15 protein-coding genes and 5 pseudogenes are annotated in these 18,798 nt (G+C 59.6%); 7 read left to right on the top strand and 13 right to left on the bottom strand.

Going from position 1 to position 18,798, the window contains the following annotated elements:
* A partial coding sequence (locus SO140_RS39005) for a hypothetical protein (RefSeq protein ID WP_498543876.1) occupies nt 1–205 on the top strand: 205 nt, incomplete at its 5' end.
* Nucleotides 206–292: 87 nt separating this feature from the next.
* The gene (locus tag SO140_RS39010; protein ID WP_498543877.1) at nt 293–712 is read left to right on the top strand and encodes an ATP-dependent DNA ligase; all 420 of its coding nucleotides are present in this window, start codon (nt 293–295) and stop codon (nt 710–712) included.
* An 85-nt stretch (nt 713–797) separates the two neighbouring features.
* On the opposite strand, the pseudogene SO140_RS39015 reads toward SO140_RS39010, so the two are convergent.
* Nucleotides 798–1,276, bottom strand: a pseudogene (locus tag SO140_RS39015) (transposase); the annotation flags it as partial.
* Between the two features lie 46 nt (nt 1,277–1,322).
* Here SO140_RS39015 and SO140_RS39020 point away from each other — a divergent pair.
* The 3 genes and pseudogenes from SO140_RS39020 to SO140_RS39030 form a co-directional block, all read left to right on the top strand.
* Nucleotides 1,323–1,538, top strand: a complete 216-nt coding sequence (locus tag SO140_RS39020) for a hypothetical protein (RefSeq protein ID WP_498541834.1) — start codon at nt 1,323–1,325, stop codon at nt 1,536–1,538.
* Between the two features lie 20 nt (nt 1,539–1,558).
* On the top strand, nt 1,559–1,777 hold the full coding sequence (locus SO140_RS39025) for a hypothetical protein (RefSeq protein ID WP_474803601.1): 219 nt from the start codon (nt 1,559–1,561) through the stop codon (nt 1,775–1,777).
* A 45-nt stretch (nt 1,778–1,822) separates the two neighbouring features.
* Nucleotides 1,823–2,026 (top strand): annotated as a pseudogene (locus SO140_RS39030) (transposase); the annotation flags it as partial.
* A gap of 641 nt (nt 2,027–2,667) precedes the next feature.
* On the opposite strand, the gene SO140_RS39035 reads toward SO140_RS39030, so the two are convergent.
* The 6 genes and pseudogenes from SO140_RS39035 to SO140_RS39060 form a co-directional block, all read right to left on the bottom strand.
* The gene (locus SO140_RS39035; protein WP_498541833.1) at nt 2,668–2,934 is read right to left on the bottom strand and encodes a hypothetical protein; all 267 of its coding nucleotides are present in this window, start codon (nt 2,932–2,934) and stop codon (nt 2,668–2,670) included.
* Nucleotides 2,935–3,317: 383 nt separating this feature from the next.
* Nucleotides 3,318–3,707 (bottom strand): response regulator, encoded by a 390-nt coding sequence (locus SO140_RS39040; protein ID WP_474803595.1) that lies wholly within the window; start codon nt 3,705–3,707, stop codon nt 3,318–3,320.
* The gene (locus SO140_RS39045; protein WP_498543878.1) at nt 3,704–6,628 is read right to left on the bottom strand and encodes a GAF domain-containing protein; all 2,925 of its coding nucleotides are present in this window, start codon (nt 6,626–6,628) and stop codon (nt 3,704–3,706) included. The genes SO140_RS39040 and SO140_RS39045 overlap by 4 nt, the downstream gene beginning before the upstream one ends.
* A gap of 124 nt (nt 6,629–6,752) precedes the next feature.
* The gene (locus SO140_RS39050) at nt 6,753–6,905 is read right to left on the bottom strand and encodes a hypothetical protein (RefSeq protein ID WP_474803586.1); all 153 of its coding nucleotides are present in this window, start codon (nt 6,903–6,905) and stop codon (nt 6,753–6,755) included.
* A gap of 891 nt (nt 6,906–7,796) precedes the next feature.
* Nucleotides 7,797–8,012, bottom strand: a pseudogene (locus SO140_RS39055) (integrase core domain-containing protein); the annotation flags it as partial.
* Between the two features lie 193 nt (nt 8,013–8,205).
* Entirely contained in the window at nt 8,206–8,685 is a 480-nt protein-coding gene (locus tag SO140_RS39060; RefSeq protein WP_498541831.1) for a hypothetical protein, read from the bottom strand.
* Nucleotides 8,686–9,054: 369 nt separating this feature from the next.
* Between SO140_RS39060 and SO140_RS39065 the strand changes: the two are divergent.
* A pseudogene (locus SO140_RS39065) lies at nt 9,055–9,390 on the top strand (ATP-dependent DNA ligase); the annotation flags it as partial.
* 302 nt (nt 9,391–9,692) lie between these two features.
* Here the strand turns inward: SO140_RS39065 and SO140_RS39070 are convergent.
* The 5 genes and pseudogenes from SO140_RS39070 to SO140_RS39090 form a co-directional block, all read right to left on the bottom strand.
* Nucleotides 9,693–13,073, bottom strand: coding sequence for an ATP-binding protein (locus SO140_RS39070; protein ID WP_498543879.1), 3,381 nt, complete (start codon nt 13,071–13,073; stop codon nt 9,693–9,695).
* 213 nt (nt 13,074–13,286) lie between these two features.
* Nucleotides 13,287–13,705, bottom strand: a pseudogene (locus SO140_RS39075) (DUF1214 domain-containing protein); the annotation flags it as partial.
* Nucleotides 13,706–14,399: 694 nt separating this feature from the next.
* Nucleotides 14,400–14,588, bottom strand: coding sequence for a recombinase family protein (locus tag SO140_RS39080; RefSeq protein WP_474801638.1), 189 nt, complete (start codon nt 14,586–14,588; stop codon nt 14,400–14,402).
* Nucleotides 14,504–14,986, bottom strand: a complete 483-nt coding sequence (locus SO140_RS39085) for a hypothetical protein (protein WP_498543888.1) — start codon at nt 14,984–14,986, stop codon at nt 14,504–14,506. The genes SO140_RS39080 and SO140_RS39085 overlap by 85 nt, the downstream gene beginning before the upstream one ends.
* A 125-nt stretch (nt 14,987–15,111) precedes the next feature.
* Nucleotides 15,112–15,360: a DUF5681 domain-containing protein gene (locus SO140_RS39090; RefSeq protein ID WP_474801540.1), complete on the bottom strand. Its 249-nt coding sequence runs from the start codon at nt 15,358–15,360 to the stop codon at nt 15,112–15,114.
* A gap of 868 nt (nt 15,361–16,228) precedes the next feature.
* Here SO140_RS39090 and SO140_RS39095 point away from each other — a divergent pair.
* Nucleotides 16,229–17,158: a lipid A biosynthesis lauroyl acyltransferase gene (locus tag SO140_RS39095; protein ID WP_498543880.1), complete on the top strand. Its 930-nt coding sequence runs from the start codon at nt 16,229–16,231 to the stop codon at nt 17,156–17,158.
* Here SO140_RS39095 and SO140_RS39100 read toward each other — a convergent pair.
* On the bottom strand, nt 17,138–18,754 hold the full coding sequence (locus SO140_RS39100; protein ID WP_474801544.1) for a B12-binding domain-containing radical SAM protein: 1,617 nt from the start codon (nt 18,752–18,754) through the stop codon (nt 17,138–17,140). The genes SO140_RS39095 and SO140_RS39100 overlap by 21 nt on opposite strands.
* Between the last annotated feature and the right edge of the window lie 44 nt (nt 18,755–18,798).

Consider the following 18,798-nt stretch of genomic DNA (forward strand, 5'->3'; position numbering starts at 1 on the left):
AGAGGTTGTATTTGCAGCAATGACGCATTCATGGCTGGCAGCCTTACTATTTGCCGAATGCAAGCTCTACGGTGCACGCCGCACGGATGGAAGCGATTGGTGGGCACCCGCTTTCTATGGCTGTCCGTATCTCTATTGTTGGACCCGCGGCTGGTCGCAGCTGGAGGGTCAGCTGCGGTCTTATTTTAAAACACGTAATAGTTAGATCAGCGCTTTATCCTGAGGCCGCCTGATGGACGGAGAGCTAGCTGGTACACCTTTCCGCCCGCTGCGCCTGCATAGGATCTACCGGATGCTGGTCATCCGGAAGAACAAGAACGTGTGCCTACTCTCCCGCAACCGCAGCGATTGGACCAACTGCTATCCCTGGATAGCCTACGCCGCGCTGAAGAACCGGCAGAAGCATTTCGTGATTGATGGTGAAGCCGTAATCCTCGGCATCGATGGGATCTCCGACTTTAACGCGCTGCACTCCCGAAAGCATGACAACGAGGTGCGGCTTTACGGTTTCGATATCCTCGCGATGGGCAGCGATGATCTTCGCGATCTGCCGCTGCACCTGCGCAAGACCAATCTGGAGCAGTTGCTTGCTCGGCGTCCAGACGGGATCAGCGCGCGAAATTGGCCCCGATCTAATTCCGAGCGGCGTGCCGGATGGGCCTCGAGGGGCTGGTCGGCCGTACCGCGGTGGCCGGCAGAAGATTTGGGTTAAGGTGAAGAACCGCGGCCATCCTATGAACGTGGGGAACGCGTTTGAGGAGCGATGGGGATGAACGGGGCATCAGCCGCCCCGTTGGTCACGGCGGTTGAGCGAAGAATGCGTTGACAAGGCCGCGGAACAGGTCGGCCTCGGGAGGGGCTGCGGCGAAGGCGGTGCGGATCCGGCTTGTGGTCTCGACGATGCGGGCGACGATCTTGAGAAGCCTGAGCCTGATCGTTGCGAACTAGGGGGTGGGGAGGTCGCGCGGTTTCGGGATCCTGTCGCGCACGACAAGCACGAGCCAATAAGCGGCGGTGTGGAGCACGAGGGCGAGCGCCGAGCGGCAGCTGGTCCGATCGGAAGCGGGCTGGCCCTTGTGCAGCTTGATCAGGTTCTAGGCCTGTCACGTTGGCAATAGAGGCTGTCGTAGATCCATTGAGCCGAGCCGATGCCCAGGCTGGTGGCGACATAACAGATATCGAGCCCGTGCTCGCTCGCCTCGATGCGGGCGACGATGCGGCGCTCGTGGTGCCAGGAGCCGGCGGCGTGGCGGACCTCGGTGTAGTCCCGCATCAGACGCTGGAACCTACCCGCCCTTCCGCCAGTTTAGCGGAAGCTCAGGATGACCGTGGTCCAGCCTGACGTAAATGAATTCAAGGATAGAGCGGAAGAATGCCGTCTTATGGCAGAGCAGGCCATAAGCGAGGATGACAGGGAGGGCTGGCTGCGCTTGGCCGCCGAGTGGGACAAACTCGCCGAGCGCAGCGACGCGGTATCTCCGATCGATATGAGTGAGGCTATTCGGAACCCTGGCCGTCGGCACGCGTGGTTCGGTTGAGCGAACGGGATGAGGGATGGATGAGCATCGAGACGACATTCGTTTGCGACTGCTGTCTGCGCTCGTCGGACAACCACGTTGGTTGGGCCCATATCACAGTCAACTGGGCCGACGGAGATCGTCAGGTAATGCCGGACGAGGCTCGCGATTTGTGTGAGGTCTGCTGGAGCCCGCTGCAGCAGTTGCTGAAGCAGCAGCTGGAGCAGCAAGCCCACAAGCGGAGCGAAGGGACCGGCTAGACAGTGAGGCGGGCGGGCGCGCGGCAGCTCTATGAGGACATCTAGCTCGACCTCTACGCCGACCGCACTTCCGCGGCGACCATGCGCGCCAACCGACTGCGGTTGTGCTTCGCCTCGATGGTCTACGTGCTGATCTGTGCCCCGCGGCGCATCGGCCTTGCCGAAACCACCTTTGCGGACGCCACCTGCAGCACCATCCGCCTCAAGCTCCTGAAGATCGGTGCACTGGTGCGCATCAGCGTCCAAAGGCATGACTCCCGAGCTCATCTCGTTCTTTTCCCGGCAATGCTCAAGCCGCTACGGCTCGCGCGCGCATACAGCTTCTTGTTCGAGCGCAGAGATGGCCTGTATCACACGGGCGGTACCCGCATGCTCGAAAGCCTTGGCTCAGCGGATGGTTGAAGGCGGCTGGCTCGTTAAGCACGGCGAGCGATATGAGCTGACGGAGCAGGGTCTGCGTGCGGCAGAATGACATACCACCTTTCCGGACGTTGGCGCAGGCCGGTACGAAGCCAAGAAGACGAGGCGATCATCTACGGCTACGACATCCACTCGATAGAGGTGGACGGCGTCGCTTATGCAGCAGTCAAGTCCGGTCAGAAGGTGACGCTAGATGGCCCACGAAGAAAATAGAATATGGGAAATTTAGTGTTCCATCGCTGGACTGTATTCCACGCGCATGGGCACATCTGGCAAGCTTTGCAATGGCACGGCCGGAGCAACGCACAAAATCGCCATGCCTCAATTGAATTTCCGCCGACTCCTCGAACAACGTTCGCGATCCAAGCGATCTGTCTGCCGTCAAAGCTAATCGGCGCGTCGTCGAGGCTTCCCTTAGAGCGTGCAACGCAGCAACAAAAACAGCCCGGATGCTGGTCCGGGCTATTTGGCTAGTCGTTATCGTGATGAATGAAGGTCTTCTCTCGGCTGCCGTCCTCATTCTCTTTCTTGATGACGGTCGTCCTGTCCGTTTCCCGAGGCTCGCGCTCCTTGACGACAGTTGCGCGGTCTCGATCGACGGGCCGGTGTTCGCGAGACTCTCCGACCGAGACGCCTCCGCCCACTGGCCCCGCCTGAACACCAACACCAACTTCATCAGCAACCGTAGGCGTCGCAATCGCGCTCGCGATCGCCGCGGCAAACAGGTACTTGCGCATCCTACTCTCCTTCGATTGTCTACTTGGAGAATGTCCGTATGCGACAATTCGTTCCCGCAGTCCTGACGTCTGACCTTCACGCAAGTTCCGGCTGTTGTGAAAGGGAGGCCGCGCGAAGATGCTCCGGCGCGGACACTTCCCGGCAATCTCTTCGTTCCCCTTAGTCGTGCGCCTTGTGACCGGCACCGGGAGGACCGCGTGTCGTGGCCATCCCGATCTAACTAGCGATCAGTTCCTCTTGCCTAGCAAGATGCCGCCGTCCTTCGGCTGCATTCCGCTTGGTGCTGGAGGAGGCGCGCTCCATGCACGATCTTAACCGCTTCGCTGAGAGGTTTGAGCAAGTGACTACATATCAGGACGAACGGCCGCGAGGATGGTGGCGGTCATGCGGCTTGCTCGAGTCTTGCATCAATCTCCTGGCGCAGCGCCGCGAAGTCGATCGGCTTGGTCAATAGGTCGCTCGCACCGTTCTCCAGCGCCTTCCGCCTAGTTTCGGCATCACCGTAGGCTGAAATCATGATCACGGGAACGTCGGGTCGGGCGGTGCGCACAATCGGCAGCATCTCCAACCCACTCATCCCGGGCATGTTAATATCTGAAAGGATCAGGATGAGAGTGGCATCCCGAACCTCTGCCGCGCGTTGCAGCGCCACGGACGCGGAAGGTGCAAACTCGACGAGAAAGCGGCCGGCGCGCAGATCACGTCGGAAATGCTGACGGAATAACGCTTCCACATCGGGCTCGTCATCGACGACCAGAATATAGACGCTCAACCCTTGCCTCCGGTCCGCAATGGTGCGGTCGCAGTGCGCGGCAGCGTGATGATGAATTCGGTAAAACCGTCCGGCTCGGTATTGATATCGATCCTTCCGCCATGCTGTTTCACGATGACATCATGGCAGATTGAAAGGCCGAGCCCCGTTCCTTCGCCAGCCGGCTTGGTAGTGAAAAACGGATTGAAGATACTCTCCTTGAGCTCAGGTAGAATGCCGATGCCGTTGTCGCGAATTCGGATTTCCACGGCGCCGCCGAGATTTTTTGTTGTTGCGCTCAGCGTTGGCTCGAAACCATCACCAGCCACTTCCTTGCGTTTCGTGGCTGCGTAAAAGCCGTTTGAAATCATGTTGAGGAAGGCGCGCGTGATTTCCTGCGGATAAAGCTCAACCATCTCAGCAGTGGGATCGAGGTCCCTCTCGAGCGTAACGTTGAAACTCAGCTTCTCCGCGCGCGCACCGTGATAGGCGAGGTTGAGACTTTCCTCAACAATCGCGTTGATGTCGGCGGGACGGCGCTCGCCACTACCCTGACGCGAATGAAGCAGCATGTTCTTGACGATCGAATCGGCACGCTTCCCGTGCTGCAAGATCTTGCCCAGATTATCGCGCAGAGTATCCGTCAATTCCGTGATTTCCGTCCGCGTTTTGTTGTCGGCCTCCACTCGCTCGACGGTCTCCTGCAGTTCGTCGATCAGTTCGACCGATAGGCTCGAGAAGTTGTTGACGAAGTTGAGCGGGTTCTTGATCTCATGCGCGATGCCAGCAGTGAGCTGACCAAGTGACGCGAGCTTTTGGGTCTGCACCAGGCGGTCCTGCGCCGTCTGCAACTCGCGCAATGCAGTTTCGGCAGCATCGCGTGCCGCGCGAATCGCTTCCTCCGCGCGCTTTCGCTCAGTGATGTCGGCATAGATCAGCACGAAGCCGCCGTCCGGCACGGGGTTGCGGCGCACCTCGATGACGCGCCCGTCGGGCCGCGTGCGCTCGTAGCGCATCTCCTGCCTGGTATGCTCGATGGAGCGGCTCAATTGCGCTTCGAGCTCAGCCGAGCCGAACTCCCCCCGGAGGGAGAGATAGCCGAAAAGCTCGGCAAAGCTTGGCCGCTCGGCAAGGAAGGCCTCCGGCAGGTCCAGCATCTCCTGCAAATTTCGATTCCAGGCAGCGAGGCGGGCCGCAGCGTCGAACATCGCGACGCCGTCACCCATGTTGTCGAAGGTGGTGCGCAATTCAGCCTGACGCTCGCGCAACTCACCCAAGAGCCGCGCATTCTCGATCGCGATCACCGCTTGATCTGCGAAAGTCACGACGAGGTCAATTTGCCGGTCGTTGAATGGCCGCACCGAGTTGCGAGCCAAGGTGATAAAGCCTATTGGCGTCTCTCCCCGCAGCATGGGAACGCGAAGCACGGTACGAAAGTCGCCAACCGTTTGCGTCACGTAAGCAGGATCGGCAAAGATATCGGGAACGTGGACAATCTTGCGCTCGATCAGCACTCGTCCCGAAACCGAGCTTCCGTCAATCTTGGCGGGGTAGTTTGCGACGAATTCCGCGAACTGCGGAGAAAGCCCATAGCCCGCTTCAAAGTAGTAAGTTGCATCTTGCGGTCGAGCGATGACAGCCTGGTCCGCTTCACAGAGACCTGCAGCCGACTCGACCAGCGTGTTGAGCACCACTTTGAGATCGAATGTCGAGCGGCTGATGACCTTGAGCACATCCGCGGTTGCAGTCTGCTGCTGAAGGGATGCGCCTAAATCCCTTGTGCGGTGCTCGAGTTCGTTGAACAGCCGCGCGTTCTCGATTGCGATCACCGCTTGATCGGCGAAGGTCTGCAAGAGCTGGACGTGATGATCGGCAAAGGAGCCGGGCTGAACGCGCGTGACCGAGATGAATCCGATTGACTCGTCCTTGTTCATCAGCGGGGCGAACAACATGCTGCGGTACCCGCGTGCGCGGGCAAGGTCCTTGAGTTCGTAAGTCCCCGCTTCAGTGTCAGGAACTTGCGTCACGTTGCCCGCCCGTGTCATTCGGAACGGAGCGAAATCGCCCACAGGACGCGGGAAGGTTGATGTTAAAAATTTATCTGCTTCCGGCGTAGTCGGCGTGAACGCTTTCAGGTGAGCCATGCCGTCGTTGAAGAGGAATACGACGCTGGAAAAGCCGCCGAGCAGGCCCTTGGCTCTGGTCGCGATCGCATCGAACACCGGCTGCGCGTCGGACGGTGTACTCGCAATCACCTTGAGGATCTCGGCCGTTGCGGTCTGCCGTTCCAGCGCCTCGCGCGTCTCTGTCAGAAGACGTGCATTCTCGATCGCGATCACCGCTTGCGCGGCAAAGCCTTCCAGGAGGGCGATTTCGTTCTCGGTGAAGGGCTTAACTTCGCGCCGGCCGCAGACGATCATTCCGAGGAGCGTGTCGTCGCGACGCAGCGCCACGAACAGCGCCGTATGAATCCCGGCGAGCTCGACCGCACCTCGCATGACGGGATGGTCAATTTCCGCGCAGTCGGCTAGATGCACGAGACGTTCGCCGGCGAGCAAGAGACGGCCGACCGGATGATCGGTCCCCCGAAACCCTCGTCGCAAGATATCGGCGAATTGTTCTGGCAAATCATGCACCGCAACCGCGCGGAACCGCTCGCCGTCATAGACCTGCAAGCTGCCATAAGCGACCTCACAGAGGCAATGTGCCTTCAGTAAGATCATGTCGAACAGCGGCGCGAGATTGCCGGGCGTTAGATTGATGACTTGCAGCACCTCTGCGGTCGCGGTCTGCTGCTCACGCGCCTCGTTCAGTTCCTTTGTGAGAGTGCCTATCTGGCGCTGCAAATCGGCAATCGATGGAACCGCGATCGACGGTTTGGCCTCGGGCCTACGCGCGCGCCGACCCTTGATCGGTTGTTCGCTTCCACCGCGTCGCCGCATTTCGATCCCCGGGGTGGGGTCAGAACAGACGTAACCATATACAAATTTCGCGTTTCGCGCCATGGCCGCTAAGGGGAGAGAACGGCCCTTTCTGATCGCCAAGCGCCCGTCGCTGGATGAAAACTCAGTGGCAGCTCAAGTCGACCAGAACAGTCAGATGGCTGGCGAGCCGGTCGAACATTTCGCGCTTGGCTTTGTCGGTGGCCAGATCGCGGATCAGAGCGCATTCAGCCGCATCATTGCGGAGCTTCTCTAGCTGGGCTTGATAGTCTTTCATGCCACGTCGCCTTCGCCTTGCTTGCCGTTCCCAAGTTTCTTCTCGGGAACAGGCGGAGTCAATTCGAGTGCTTCCTGCTCTTGGCCGAGGAACGGCCCAGTCCAGCCCGCGTTCGTCCGCCCTGCCGAGGTACTTTTTCGATATCCACGGCGACCACCACCCGTATCCTGGCGGCACGTGGAGGCTGGAGGTCAGAAACCGAGAAGAAGCGCCGGTTTTCCGAATTGAGATCAAAACCGAATGGATGCGTTAAGATGGCCATTGGGAAAGGGTCCTTGGACCAGCCGGCCCCCGGCGGTTTAGAGGGAGGTGTGGGCCGGCGGTCCATGGGCTAACGCACGGGTAGCGCCGCATCGACAGTCTAGTCCGCCCGATCTGCGCAGAGAGTCCAGTTGTCGACATACGCAGATTAAATATTCAGGTTTGGCCCTCGAGCGGGACACCAAAGCAAACGGCCCCCACACCCTAAATGTCGGGGCCGCTGGAGAGGACGCTTGGCGGTTTTGGCTGAGCCAAGCAGCTCGAGCCTAGATCAGCTACTAAGTACGGTATGTTCAATTTTGGACAGACCCACGCGTAAACCTTGCGACCACCTTCACCTTCACACGTAGCACATTGATTGGTACTCAGAACGCCGAGCAACCATCGGCCTGGGGCTGGTCTAGGCCGCGGCGCTCGACCGCCTGGTCGCGGGTCGCCCCGCGGCCAGGCGCGACGATAAACCCCGGCTAGTCAATGCGTCCTTTCTCAATGTCGCATTCGACATTAAATCTGCTGCTGGCGCGAACCGGCCTAACGCGTAGTCCGAGGCATGAGTTTGGCAGCGACAAAGAATAGGAACGGCCCCAGCTCGGAACACAGCTGAGGCAGCCATGAGCTGCCACTGAGTTTTCATCCAGCGACGGTTAGAGTCTCAGGGTTTTGTACGCCAAGTGGCGCGGGTGGAGCAACGGACGATCGGCGGAGCTGGTCGGGATTGCGTAGCCGGTCGTCCGTTGCGGTGAGGTGGGCGGCATAAGCCGCGGGGGCCAGGTATTGCAACGATGAGTGAAGCCGTCGGAGATTGTAGTCGGCGACCCAGTTAGCGATCTTGCCGCGGGCATCGTCGAAATCCGCGATACAGCGGGCTCTTGCAGCGCCTTCAGCTGGTATGTGAACCCCGCAGCTCAATTTGGAACTTCATCGAAAGGAAGGCCCCAATTAGGTTCAGCGCGGCCAATTCACGAACACAACGCTGGCAGTTCGTTTGGCTCATCGGAGGGTTTATCCTTCCGTAAGTATATTGTTCTAAAGTCGGTCGTTAGTTGCGTGGAGTATGCATATGACTAATTTCCAAGAGCTGCGCGAGCTCGCAAACCAAACCCGCAGCTTCATCCAGCTCTCCCATGATAAGGCGCGTGCGCTGAGAGTAGTTATTGCCAAACACGATGTGGTCTTGGTTATTTTCCCGTCGGACGACAAAGGAATAGGTTTTCACGTCATTAAAGGTAGAGAACTTCTTTGCCAAATCGCGAATACGAAATGGACAGGCAATTACACCCATACGGCTATCGCCGTTCATAATCGAGAACAGGCGATTGTCCTTCAGCACGCGATGGCCGCCTAATTGAGATGGCTCGATCGCCATTTCAGAGGCTACGTCCGATCCCGCGATCGCCGGGTACTTGTTGAGGCGGCAGCCAATCTCAAGAACAGATCGCCGAGTTGCCCCGCTGCGGGATACTCCCAAAGCGCCCGATAGAGAAAAATAGGTCTGCCTTCTCTCCCGGATGTGGCCCAAAGCGGCGGTCCCGGAATGTCGGCTCTCGTGTCGGTGTTGGGAGCTAAGCAGACGTAAGCCCCGAGTCGATTCTATGACCTCCCCGAGGTTCGCGCACACGGCAGACATTCTCTGAGATCTCCCGGCGTGCAGACCTGTTCACACCGACTGTGGTCTCGCGATGATCTGATCCACGAGGGATTGATAATTTGCCAGCAAGGTCATGCGCTCCTTTGATCGCGGCATGCCCGCTCTCACCCGCCGCCGCAGCAAGGATGATCCGCACCGCGAAACGTGGCTGATCTACAGCGGCGATGTCCGTGTCGGTGTCATCGGTCGCCGCGCCGGTGTCCCGAACTCGCCCCCGCAGTCGAGTTGGTCCTGCGACTCTGGACCAAGCGCTATCCTTGGAACGCCGAGGCCGCACTGAAGAACCGGCAGAAGCGCTTCGTCATTGACGGCGAGGTCGTGATCCTTGGCGTTGACGGTATATCCGACTTCAATGCGCTGCATTCGCGCATGCACGATCACGAGGTGCAGCTTTACGCGTTCGACATTCTCGCGATGGGCGGCGATGACTTGCGCCCCCTCCCCCTGCACATGCGCAAAGTTGCGCCATTCGAGCGTGGCGAGATCGGGCCGGACCTATTCCGGGCCGCCTGCCGCTTGGGGCTTGAGCGTCTCGTTTCAAGTATCGCGATCGTGGGGCCGTCCTTCATGATGTAGCCTACGGGTGATGACGACCTTGCCCACACCATCCACGCCGTGCACTTGGAACACGTTCTTGGCGAGATCAACGCCGATGGTGCTAACCTGCATTTGGACGACCCCTCTTGATTCGTTGTTCAACGATTACCCTTTGGCACATTCCATGCCGGGAGCGGGCGTCGTCCACCACGTCATTCTCGACCGAGCCAGTCAGTCTCGCCGACCATTCGATGCCCGCACTCGCTCGAAAGCAACCTCGTTTTGACGCGAAATGGCGCGAACGGCCACGAGCCGACATTCCATGACAAGAATGCGCGCCATCATGCCGCCAGTTCGTCGAGCAGGGCCTTCGCCTCTTTCAAGTCCAATGTATCAAAGCCCTCGGTGAACCAGCCGTAGACCGGAGCAAGCAGTTCTCGTGCTTCACCTCGCTTTCCCTGATCTCGCCAAAGCTGCGCCATGCTCATCGCAGCGCGCAGCTCCCAGGACCTCGCCTGCTGTCGACGTGCAATCTCGAGCGCGTGCTCGAAGTGGGCCTCGGCCGCAGCCATGTTCCCACTTCGCAGAATCAGTTTGCCCTTAGTCCGGTAAAGTTCGGCCTCGCACCATTGTTCTTTGGTGCTCTGGGCCATGGCAATCGCGCGGTCGATCACGTCGAGCGCTTCGTCGTGCAGCTCAAGCTGGGAATGCGCCATGGCGAGATATGACATCACGAATGGAATATAGATCGTGGCGCCCGTCAACTGATAGATCTCAATCGACGAGGCCAGGGTGTGAACGGCTTCGGACGCACGGTCGGTCTGCGCCATCAGGCAGCCTAGCCACATCAGCCCGTTCGCGCTCCAATACGACGATCCCTTGTCCTCGGCGAGCGCGACGAGCTCCCGCGCACGAGCACCTGCCTCGGCAACGTCGCCCAAGAGGATCAGTGTCGCGGTAGAATGCGCCAAGGCATGCATCAACGTCGCGGCTTGATCAATTTCCCGGGCGCAGATGAACGACCGGTTGGCATCCCCGCGCGCTGCCAGGGGAAAACCAAGAAGCCAGTTGGTTCGCGACCGCCATTCCAAGATTGCGACCTGGGCGTCGGTGCCAAAACGCGTTGCCAAGGCGCGGTGCTCCGCAGCATCATATAGCGCGATCGCCTGATCGAGATGCGCTCTCCCCATCGCGGGAATACCGACCGACATCAATGTCACTCCTATCATGCGATGGGCGAGCAGGAGCGGGCCCGAGTTGAGCTGCTTTGTCGCAAGCTGCATGAATTGGTCGGCGAGTTCGCGGGCGGCGTCACCGTTGAACCCGGCGATGTTGACCACCCAAAAACCATAGATCACCGAGAATAGCAGCATCGAGTCTTCGAGCGGTTCCCCGATCGCCTCCGCTTGCTCGATGAGGACGCGGGCACGCTCCGCAGCGGCTTTGGTTTGGTCGGCACCGTAGCCCTTGGTGTGCATAAGAACGGTCAACAGTTCGACCTGGAGCGCAATCTGCTCGCGGCGCAGCGATGGCGTCGACGGCAAGGTCCCGACCAAGCCAAGCGCCCGGCTCAATTGAACCTCAGCCTCCGCCAGTGCCGAACGCGCATGGGAGCGTCGTCCAGCCGCGCCCCACAGCGCCGCCGCGCGCTCGAGGACGCCGGCCTCCGTATAGTGATGCGCGAGACTTTCGGGAGATCCTTGGACAACATCCGGCCTCTGCTGTTCGAGGGCACGGGCGATACGAAGGTGAAGCTCCCTGCGGGCCGGCCGCAGCAACGTGCCGTAAGCTGCGTCGCGTACGAGCGAATGCTTGAAGACATAATTTTCTCGCGATGGACTGCCCTGCCGGAAGACCAGTCCAGCTTCCACCAATTTTTCCAAAGGCCGCTTCAGCTCACCATCCCTTTGTGACGCCACCGCAGCCAGCAGAAAGTGCGAAAATTCTCGTCCGATCGCCGCGCCGATCTGCGCGATCGCTTTGACCTCTGTGCCCAACCGATCGAGCCGCGCCATCAAAGAAGCATGTAAACTGGCGGGCACCGCGAGCGCTGGAGAGGAAACTGCGGCTCCAGTTTTCACCGCTCCCCTCTCCCCCTCGGCCTCCAGCACTGCCTTCGTCATCTCCTCGACGAACAGAGGGACGCCGTCAGTGCGCTCGATGATCTCCGATCTGAAGCCCGCCGGCAGCTGTTTGTCACCGACTACGCCATCGATCATGCTGCCGACCTCGCGATACCCGAGCCGACTGAGCCCAAGAGCGGTGACGTGTGGTTGTCCAGTCCAAGGTGCCCTGAACTCGGGCCGCAATGTCACGATCATGAGAACGGGAGCCGTTGCGATCAGATCTACCATGCGACCGAACGCTTCGAGGCTCGTGGGGTCGCCCCAGTGCGCATCCTCCACGATCATCAGCACGGGGCTGGAGCGCGCCTGGCTCTTTAATTGAATGCCGAGTGTTTCCAGCGTTTTCTGACGCTGCTGTTCGGGGGCAAGCTCCAGTGTGGGGAAGCGGCCATCATTGGGAAGTGACAGCATCTCGGCCAACAGCGCTGCATCCTGCCGGGACGTCCGGCTCTGTGCCAGCAGGACATCGAGCTTTTCGAGCTTTGTTTGTACTGTATCGCCGACGGCAAATCCGGCGGCATGTTCAAAATGCCCAATGATCGGGTAGAATGCGCTGTCTGTATGTTGTGGCGAACAGAAATAACGTAACCGCGTGTGCGGTTCGCCTGCGATCCCGTCCATTAACGCGACCGAGAGCCTTGACTTGCCTATCCCGGCCTCACCCGATAGCAGCACCACCTGGCCATCGCCGCTTTTCGCTGTCGCCCAGCGTCGTAAAAGTAGCTCAAGCTCTTCTTCTCGTCCGATCAGTGCAGTTAGCTCGCCCGGGTGCATCGCCTCAAAGCGGCTCACGACCGAACTGGACTGCAACACCGCAAACGCTCCAACGTGCCCGGCAAATCCCTTAAGCTCCTGAGGTCCGAGGTCCCGCAGATCGAAGAGATTGCCGACGAGTCGACGCGTCGTCTCGGCAACAACTACCGTATTCGGCTCGGCGACGCCTTGTAGACGAGCCGCAAGGTTCGGCGTCTCGCCGACAATACCGCGCTCCTGCGCTTCGCCAGACCCGACGAGATCACCAACGACGACCAGCCCAGTCGCGATAGCAACGCGGGTCTGCAACGGAACGGACAATTTGAGCGCGCCAACTGCAGCAATGATTTCCAGAGCGGCACGCACGGCGCGTTCGGCGTCGTCTTCATGGGCCTGAGGGTAGCCGAAATACACGAGTACCCCGTCGCCCATGTACTTCGCAACGAGGCCTCCGAAACGACCGATGGTTTCTGCCACGACACCCTGATAGGCGGTGATGACTTCTCGCATATCCTCTGGGTCTAGGCGCGCCGATAGCGCCGTTGACCCGACCAAGTCTGAAAACATCACCGTGACTTGGCGACGCTCGGCACGGTCTTCTGAAACGCTTTGGACGCTCGATGTGGTCGCGGCCTCGACGACGAGCCTCTTATCGCTCTTGTTGTTACGTAGCGCTGCGATGGCATCCAGCAGCTTCACGCGGTGCCCAACCGAGGCCACGCCAAGCTCCTTCAGGGTCTCGTGCGTCAGGCCCGGAAGGACTGTCTCATCTATGTCATTTTGGCGGAATGCTGCCTCATATTGTACGAGGCCAAGCCCCCGCAGCCAACCTCCGACATCCATGGCGGTGCCCCGGTTCGCTTCGCGCTACATGATCCCTTAGGCGAGACGGCCTGTCTAGGGTAGCACTTGTCGAATGAGCGGTTTGCGTCGGTGCTCGTTAAGGCGGCGCGGCCGTCAATGACCGCTTCGCGCCGGAAGCGACCAAAATACTGCGTCACCGCGAAATGACGCGAAGGACCCATTAGGCGACATCCGCTTCGGGTGACGGGCGTCCTATTGCGCACCCAAAGTCGGGAGCGCCACTCGCGCAATCGGCGGCGGGTTCCACTTGCCTGTAAGGGCCGCTGATCTTGGAGCTAGAGGCGCATCAGCAAATTGAATGCGCCTTTTAGGGCGGGAAGCCAGTTGGCCTCATTGCCTGGACCGGGACTTTCGTTCTGGTAGTAAAGGTCCAGTGATCCATCCGCGTTATAAGAACGGCATCCAACTGCTGACCGCAAACCGATTGATCGGGTTCGCAACCTGGAAGCCTTGGGCGTCATAGAGCGTAATGGACCAAAAGGCGTCCGCTGGCGGCGTCTCGCCTTTGTCGAAGTGCAGCGTGTAATTGTTCGCCCGTCGAGAGGCTTTCCGGTTTCGTCGGCTAGGTTGATAGGGTAGATGGCATCCTCCGGAAGGTTAGCGCCTAAGCCAGAGTAGTCCCCAAGCAAAGGCAAGGAGTGCCACTCAGGTCAGGCTAGGCTCTGAGTTCAATCTCGCGTCGGCAAAACAACGTCCCACGACGTCAATCGGCGGCTTGCAACGAGCGTCGTTAGGCAGTGCTCGCACAGGGGTTAGCTTGTCGCCTTTGACTGCCCTATTGGCGACCTGAACAACAAATATGGAAGCTCCCGCGCCGGCATCTGCCTGACGGGAAAATGCTTGCTGCGCCCCAATGAGAGCGGCGAGGGTCACGATACAGGTAAGGAAATGTGACGCGAGTGTCTTGATACGCATGACGCTACCACCCGACCCATTCGCCCCTAGCATGAGTTCTGTCGCGAGGAGCAGCCTTACGGTTCAAAAGTCCATTTGATTGCGGCCGACGCAAGGTCCGGACCGTGACCAACATTGTGGGCGCCGTCACGGAAGATTCTGGCCGGTTTCTTCACTGTCCGGTTCATGGCCACTGAGTGCCGGCGAGGACGAAGATGAACTTGGGACCACGTTTTCCACCCCACTCTCTTCAGTGAAATTACACCAAGTTGTCACATATGATGACTGCAGCTGATGATTTGCCCGGCAGGCGCGGGCAGTCCCTTTTTTACCAGCTACATGCAGGGGGGCGGGGGGATATCTTTGAGGCCGGGCATGGTACCTAGGGGAGGTTTGAAAGTTCATTTCGAATTATTGTAGGCGTTCGAGCACGCGTGCGACCTGCGTCTCGGTCCATGAGTTCTTGCCGCGTGCGGTTGCAATGCCTTTTTCGGTAAGTCCAGTTGCAATGGCCTTCAGACTCGTTGCGCCGCTCCCCTGTAGCTCCGCAATGACCGGCGCGATATCGGCTGCCCTTGCCGCCGCACGCTCACGTAGCACCTCGATAGCGAGCTCAGATGCCTTCGCGCGCGACGGTTGACTGGTATGTGAGAAGAGCGAGGTGCCGTCAGGCATGGCCATTGCTTAGGTGGCCGCAGCGACAGATGCCGGCTAATTGCTTTCAGATGATCGGACACGGCCGCATAACCCAGCGCGCGCAGCACCTGCTCAACATCACGCACGTCATCGCGATAGGGCGTGGCAACCTTGAGCAGCGCGTCGATTACCTCGACCTCATCCCACCCCTCACGCCGCGCAACTTCGATGCAGTAGCCGAAAACCTCAGCCCGTGTCCGCAACGGCGAGAGATGGTAGCGGCACTCACGCGGCGACACATCTCCTTCGGCAATCCGGTGGCGAATTTCGGCAATCTGCTCATCACTCAGGATCGGCATCATCGATCACCTCAGCCTCAATCACCTTGGCGAAGCGGCGGCGCGATGATGGCGGCTCGTTGCCTAAGAGATCAAGCGCGTGCCGAAAGGTCGTCACGAACTGGACCGCGTCAACGCCGACACTCAAATCAACATGTTTTGGTCAGCAGCGACGCAACAATTTTGACGAATCCTGTCGGGTCCTCCGTTGCGCAAGTCTGCAGGGCATGAGCACCGTGCTTCTCCCACGTTGCGCGCAGGTCTTCGAGGAAAGATTCTGACATCCTGTTGCGCGAACCTAGCGCCCGACCCTTGGGATTACCGGATTGCCCGGGCTGCCACGGCGGCGCCCGATGCGCCATGAAATTCTTTTTGCGCTCACCCACGAAATCCGCCATCCCGTTTCCCCGTCGAGGAGGACTGAACAGATTCTCAATACTACCATAATTTGCCGAAGTTCAGCGTCAGGCATGATGGTTTATATGGTGCAGGCACACTGGCAAGATGGGCCCTCACCGGTCACTTTCGACGGCCGAGTCCGGGGGGTCAACACGAGATGGGCTTATCGGCAAAGGGCGTTGCAAGTCTCAAGAAGCCAGGTCGCTACGGCGAGCCGACATCGTGGCCTGATGGCCAGGACTGACTGAGGGACCATGGGCGTCCGAGCAGCGCGCGTTCGACCGCTGGCTGGCAGTCCGATCCTACGAAGCAGTGAAAGAGTAAGGCCGCCTCACTTTAGTTAATTGCCTACCTGCGGTAAGGCTAACGCGGCCGGGCGAACTCCTTTGCGCCAGGCCGATCCAAGCGGCCCCGGCAATCAGACAAGCCCCAGGCCGGGGCCGTCCTTGCGGGGAAGAACCCGACCCGCGCGAGGAAACTGGCGAGTCTCGCCTTGCGTATCAGTCAATCCCGTTCCTCGCCGAGGGCAATCGAGTGCGCGCGCAGGCGCACCTCCGCGGCCAGCTCGAGGAGGCGCTTTCGCTCGGCCAGGTCAGTGTCGCATTGCATCTAAGTCCCGTCGAAATTCTGAATCACGGCGCATAGAACCCGTGCCCACTATCATGCTCGTGGCGCCGCCTCGGCGGGGTTTTCGTTCACCCAGCAGCCTAGCCCAGCACGCCGCTGATGCGGCGTGCCCCCGGCCGTGCTTCCGGCGAACGAATTGACACAACTCGCTAGTGTCTTTGATCGTCTCGCGCAGCGCTGGTATAACCATGCGCACTAAACATATGGATAGCTGTTAGTCTGGATTTTCGTTCGTTTCTGATGCATCGTCCGCTTCGTGCCAGGGCCCGACTTCGCGACGTGACCAAACCCGTGGGACGATCCGTGGTGGGTGCGTTGACGATCGGAATACTGCGTACCGCCCGCCATTTCGATCCGATCAGGACAGCCAACCTATTCGGCCGGATCGCCCGCTCAATCGGGCCCCTGATGCGGGAGCAAAAGATCGGTCGTGCCAATCTGATCGCCGCATTCCCGGAGAAGTCGCCCGTAGAGATCGAGGCCATTCTTGCAGGCGTCTGGGACAATCTCGGTCGTATCGGCGCAGAATTCGCACATCTCGATCACATCTGGGACTACGATCCCGAACGCCCCGAGGACGGCCGGATCGAAATCGAGAAGCGCTCATACGAATTGTTCACGCAGCTGCGGCTCGACGGTAAGCCGGCACTGATCTTTGCAAGCCATCTTGCCAACTGGGAACTTCCCGCGCTTGCCGCCGTCGCGCACGGACTAGACGCCGCGATCCTGTATCGCCGGCCCAATATCGCGTCGGCCGACCGCATCATCCAGGATATGCGAGCCGTAAAAATGGGCACGCTGATTCCGGCAGGCCGTGACGCCCCCCTGAAGCTTGCGGAGGCTCTGAAGAATGGTCAGCACGTCGGGATGTTGGTGGACCAGTATCTGACCAATGGCGTCGAGGTTACTTTCTTTGGCCGCAAGACCAGGGCCAATCCGATGCTGGCTCGGCTGCTCCGGCAGATCGAGTGCCCGATTCATGGCGTACGCATCATCCGCCTGCCCGGACACCGCTTTCGTGCCGAACTGTCTGAAGAAGTTAAGCCGGTCCGTGACGCCGCCGGGCAAATCGACATTCAGGGAACGATGCAAGCGGTCACGTCGGTGATCGAGGGCTGGATCCGCGAACATCCCGACCAGTGGCTGTGGCTACACCGTCGCTGGCGGTAGCGCCTGCTCAACCCTCGTGGTCCTCACGGGAGGCATATCGTTCAGCTCGTCTATGCGGCGGTCGATCTCACTGATCACGCGCTGCGAGAACGGCCCGAGATGCATGTACAGCGCCATCAGCATTACGATGTAACGCAGCGCGCCTGGATTTGTCTTGGCCACCTCGACAAAGGTCTTCCAGAAAGGTTCGCGTACCGGCGGCAGGGCTCGCATGATCTGGTGTACGCTGTCGATGCCGCCAATTCTCTTGCGCACGTCACCATCCGGCAGGTCGCGGCGCCGGTCCGATCGGTCGAGCATGTCGGCGAGACGTGACAGGCGCCCTGCGTATGCTGTCGGACTGTAAACGTTCCCGAGCACGGTCTTGTAATCGGTAAGGATGTCACGAAGCGGACGATTGGTGTCGAAATTGCAGCCGAGCGTGCATTGATCGCCCGCCTGCTCGACGTTCATGAGGTCATGGCCTTCATGCAAACGGCCTTCATTGGCTAACCGCCGCGTCAGCTGTGTACCAGGCAGCGCATAAAGCAGTCCAACCATGCAGACTGGAATGCTCGCCTCCTCGATGAAGTCAACCATTGCCTGTCCCATCGCGGCCTTCTCGGTATCGAACCCGACGATGAAGCCCGCGGTGACGAACATGCCGTAGCTATAAATCTTATGGATACACTCGGCGATGTTGCGCCTGGTGTTCTGTTTTTTCTTCATCTGCACGAGCGTCTCCGGATCCGGGCTCTCGATGCCGACGAAAATTCCAAAGAAGTTTGCGTCCTTCATTGCCTGCAACAATTCGCTATCGTCCGCGATGTTAATAGAGGCTTCAGTCGAGAACTCGAACGGATAGTCGCGCTCTTCCAGCCAGTCCTTGAGCCGCGGCAGCAGGGTGCGGAGGTTTTTCTTGTTGCCGATGAAATTGTCGTCGACGAAATCGATATGCCCACGATAACCGTGATCATAGAGCACTTGCAGCTCAGCGAGAATCTGATCGTTGGTCTTGGTGCGCGGCACGCGACCATACAGCTCGATGATGTCGCAGAACTCGCAGGTGAACGGACAACCCCGCGAATATTGCACGCCAATGAAGAGATAGTGATCGAACTTGAGCAGATCGTAGCGGGGCATCGGGCTTTGCGTGACGTCAGCTTTGAATTTCTCGGCGACAAACACGCCCTTGCGCTCGCCGCCCTGCCAGGCGGCGATGAAGTCCCCGATGACCTGCTCGGCTTCGCCGAGCACCTGGAGGTCCGCGTCCGCGTAGAGATGCGGGCTCGAGGTGACGTCAGGCCCGCCGACACATACGGGCTTGCCGTGCAGATGGGCGAGATCGATCAGATAGACGGCATCGGGCTGCTGGTTGAGCATGCCGCCGGTCATGACGAGATCGGCCCACTCGAGGTCCGCGTCAGTCAACGACTCGGTGTTACGGTTGATGAGACGGATGTCCCAATGCTTCGGCAACATGGCCGCGACGGTGATTAGGCCGAGCGGCGCCGCCGGATATTTCGCGCCGACGAGTTCGCAGGCTTCCGTATAGTTCCAAAACGAGTTAGGAACGAACTTCGGATAGATCATTAGGACGCGGCAGGGGATCGTCATGCTGCTCCGGCCCGGGCGTTGAGGGCACAATGCCACGCAGTTTG

This window comes from Bradyrhizobium sp. UFLA05-108, assembly GCF_059803455.1.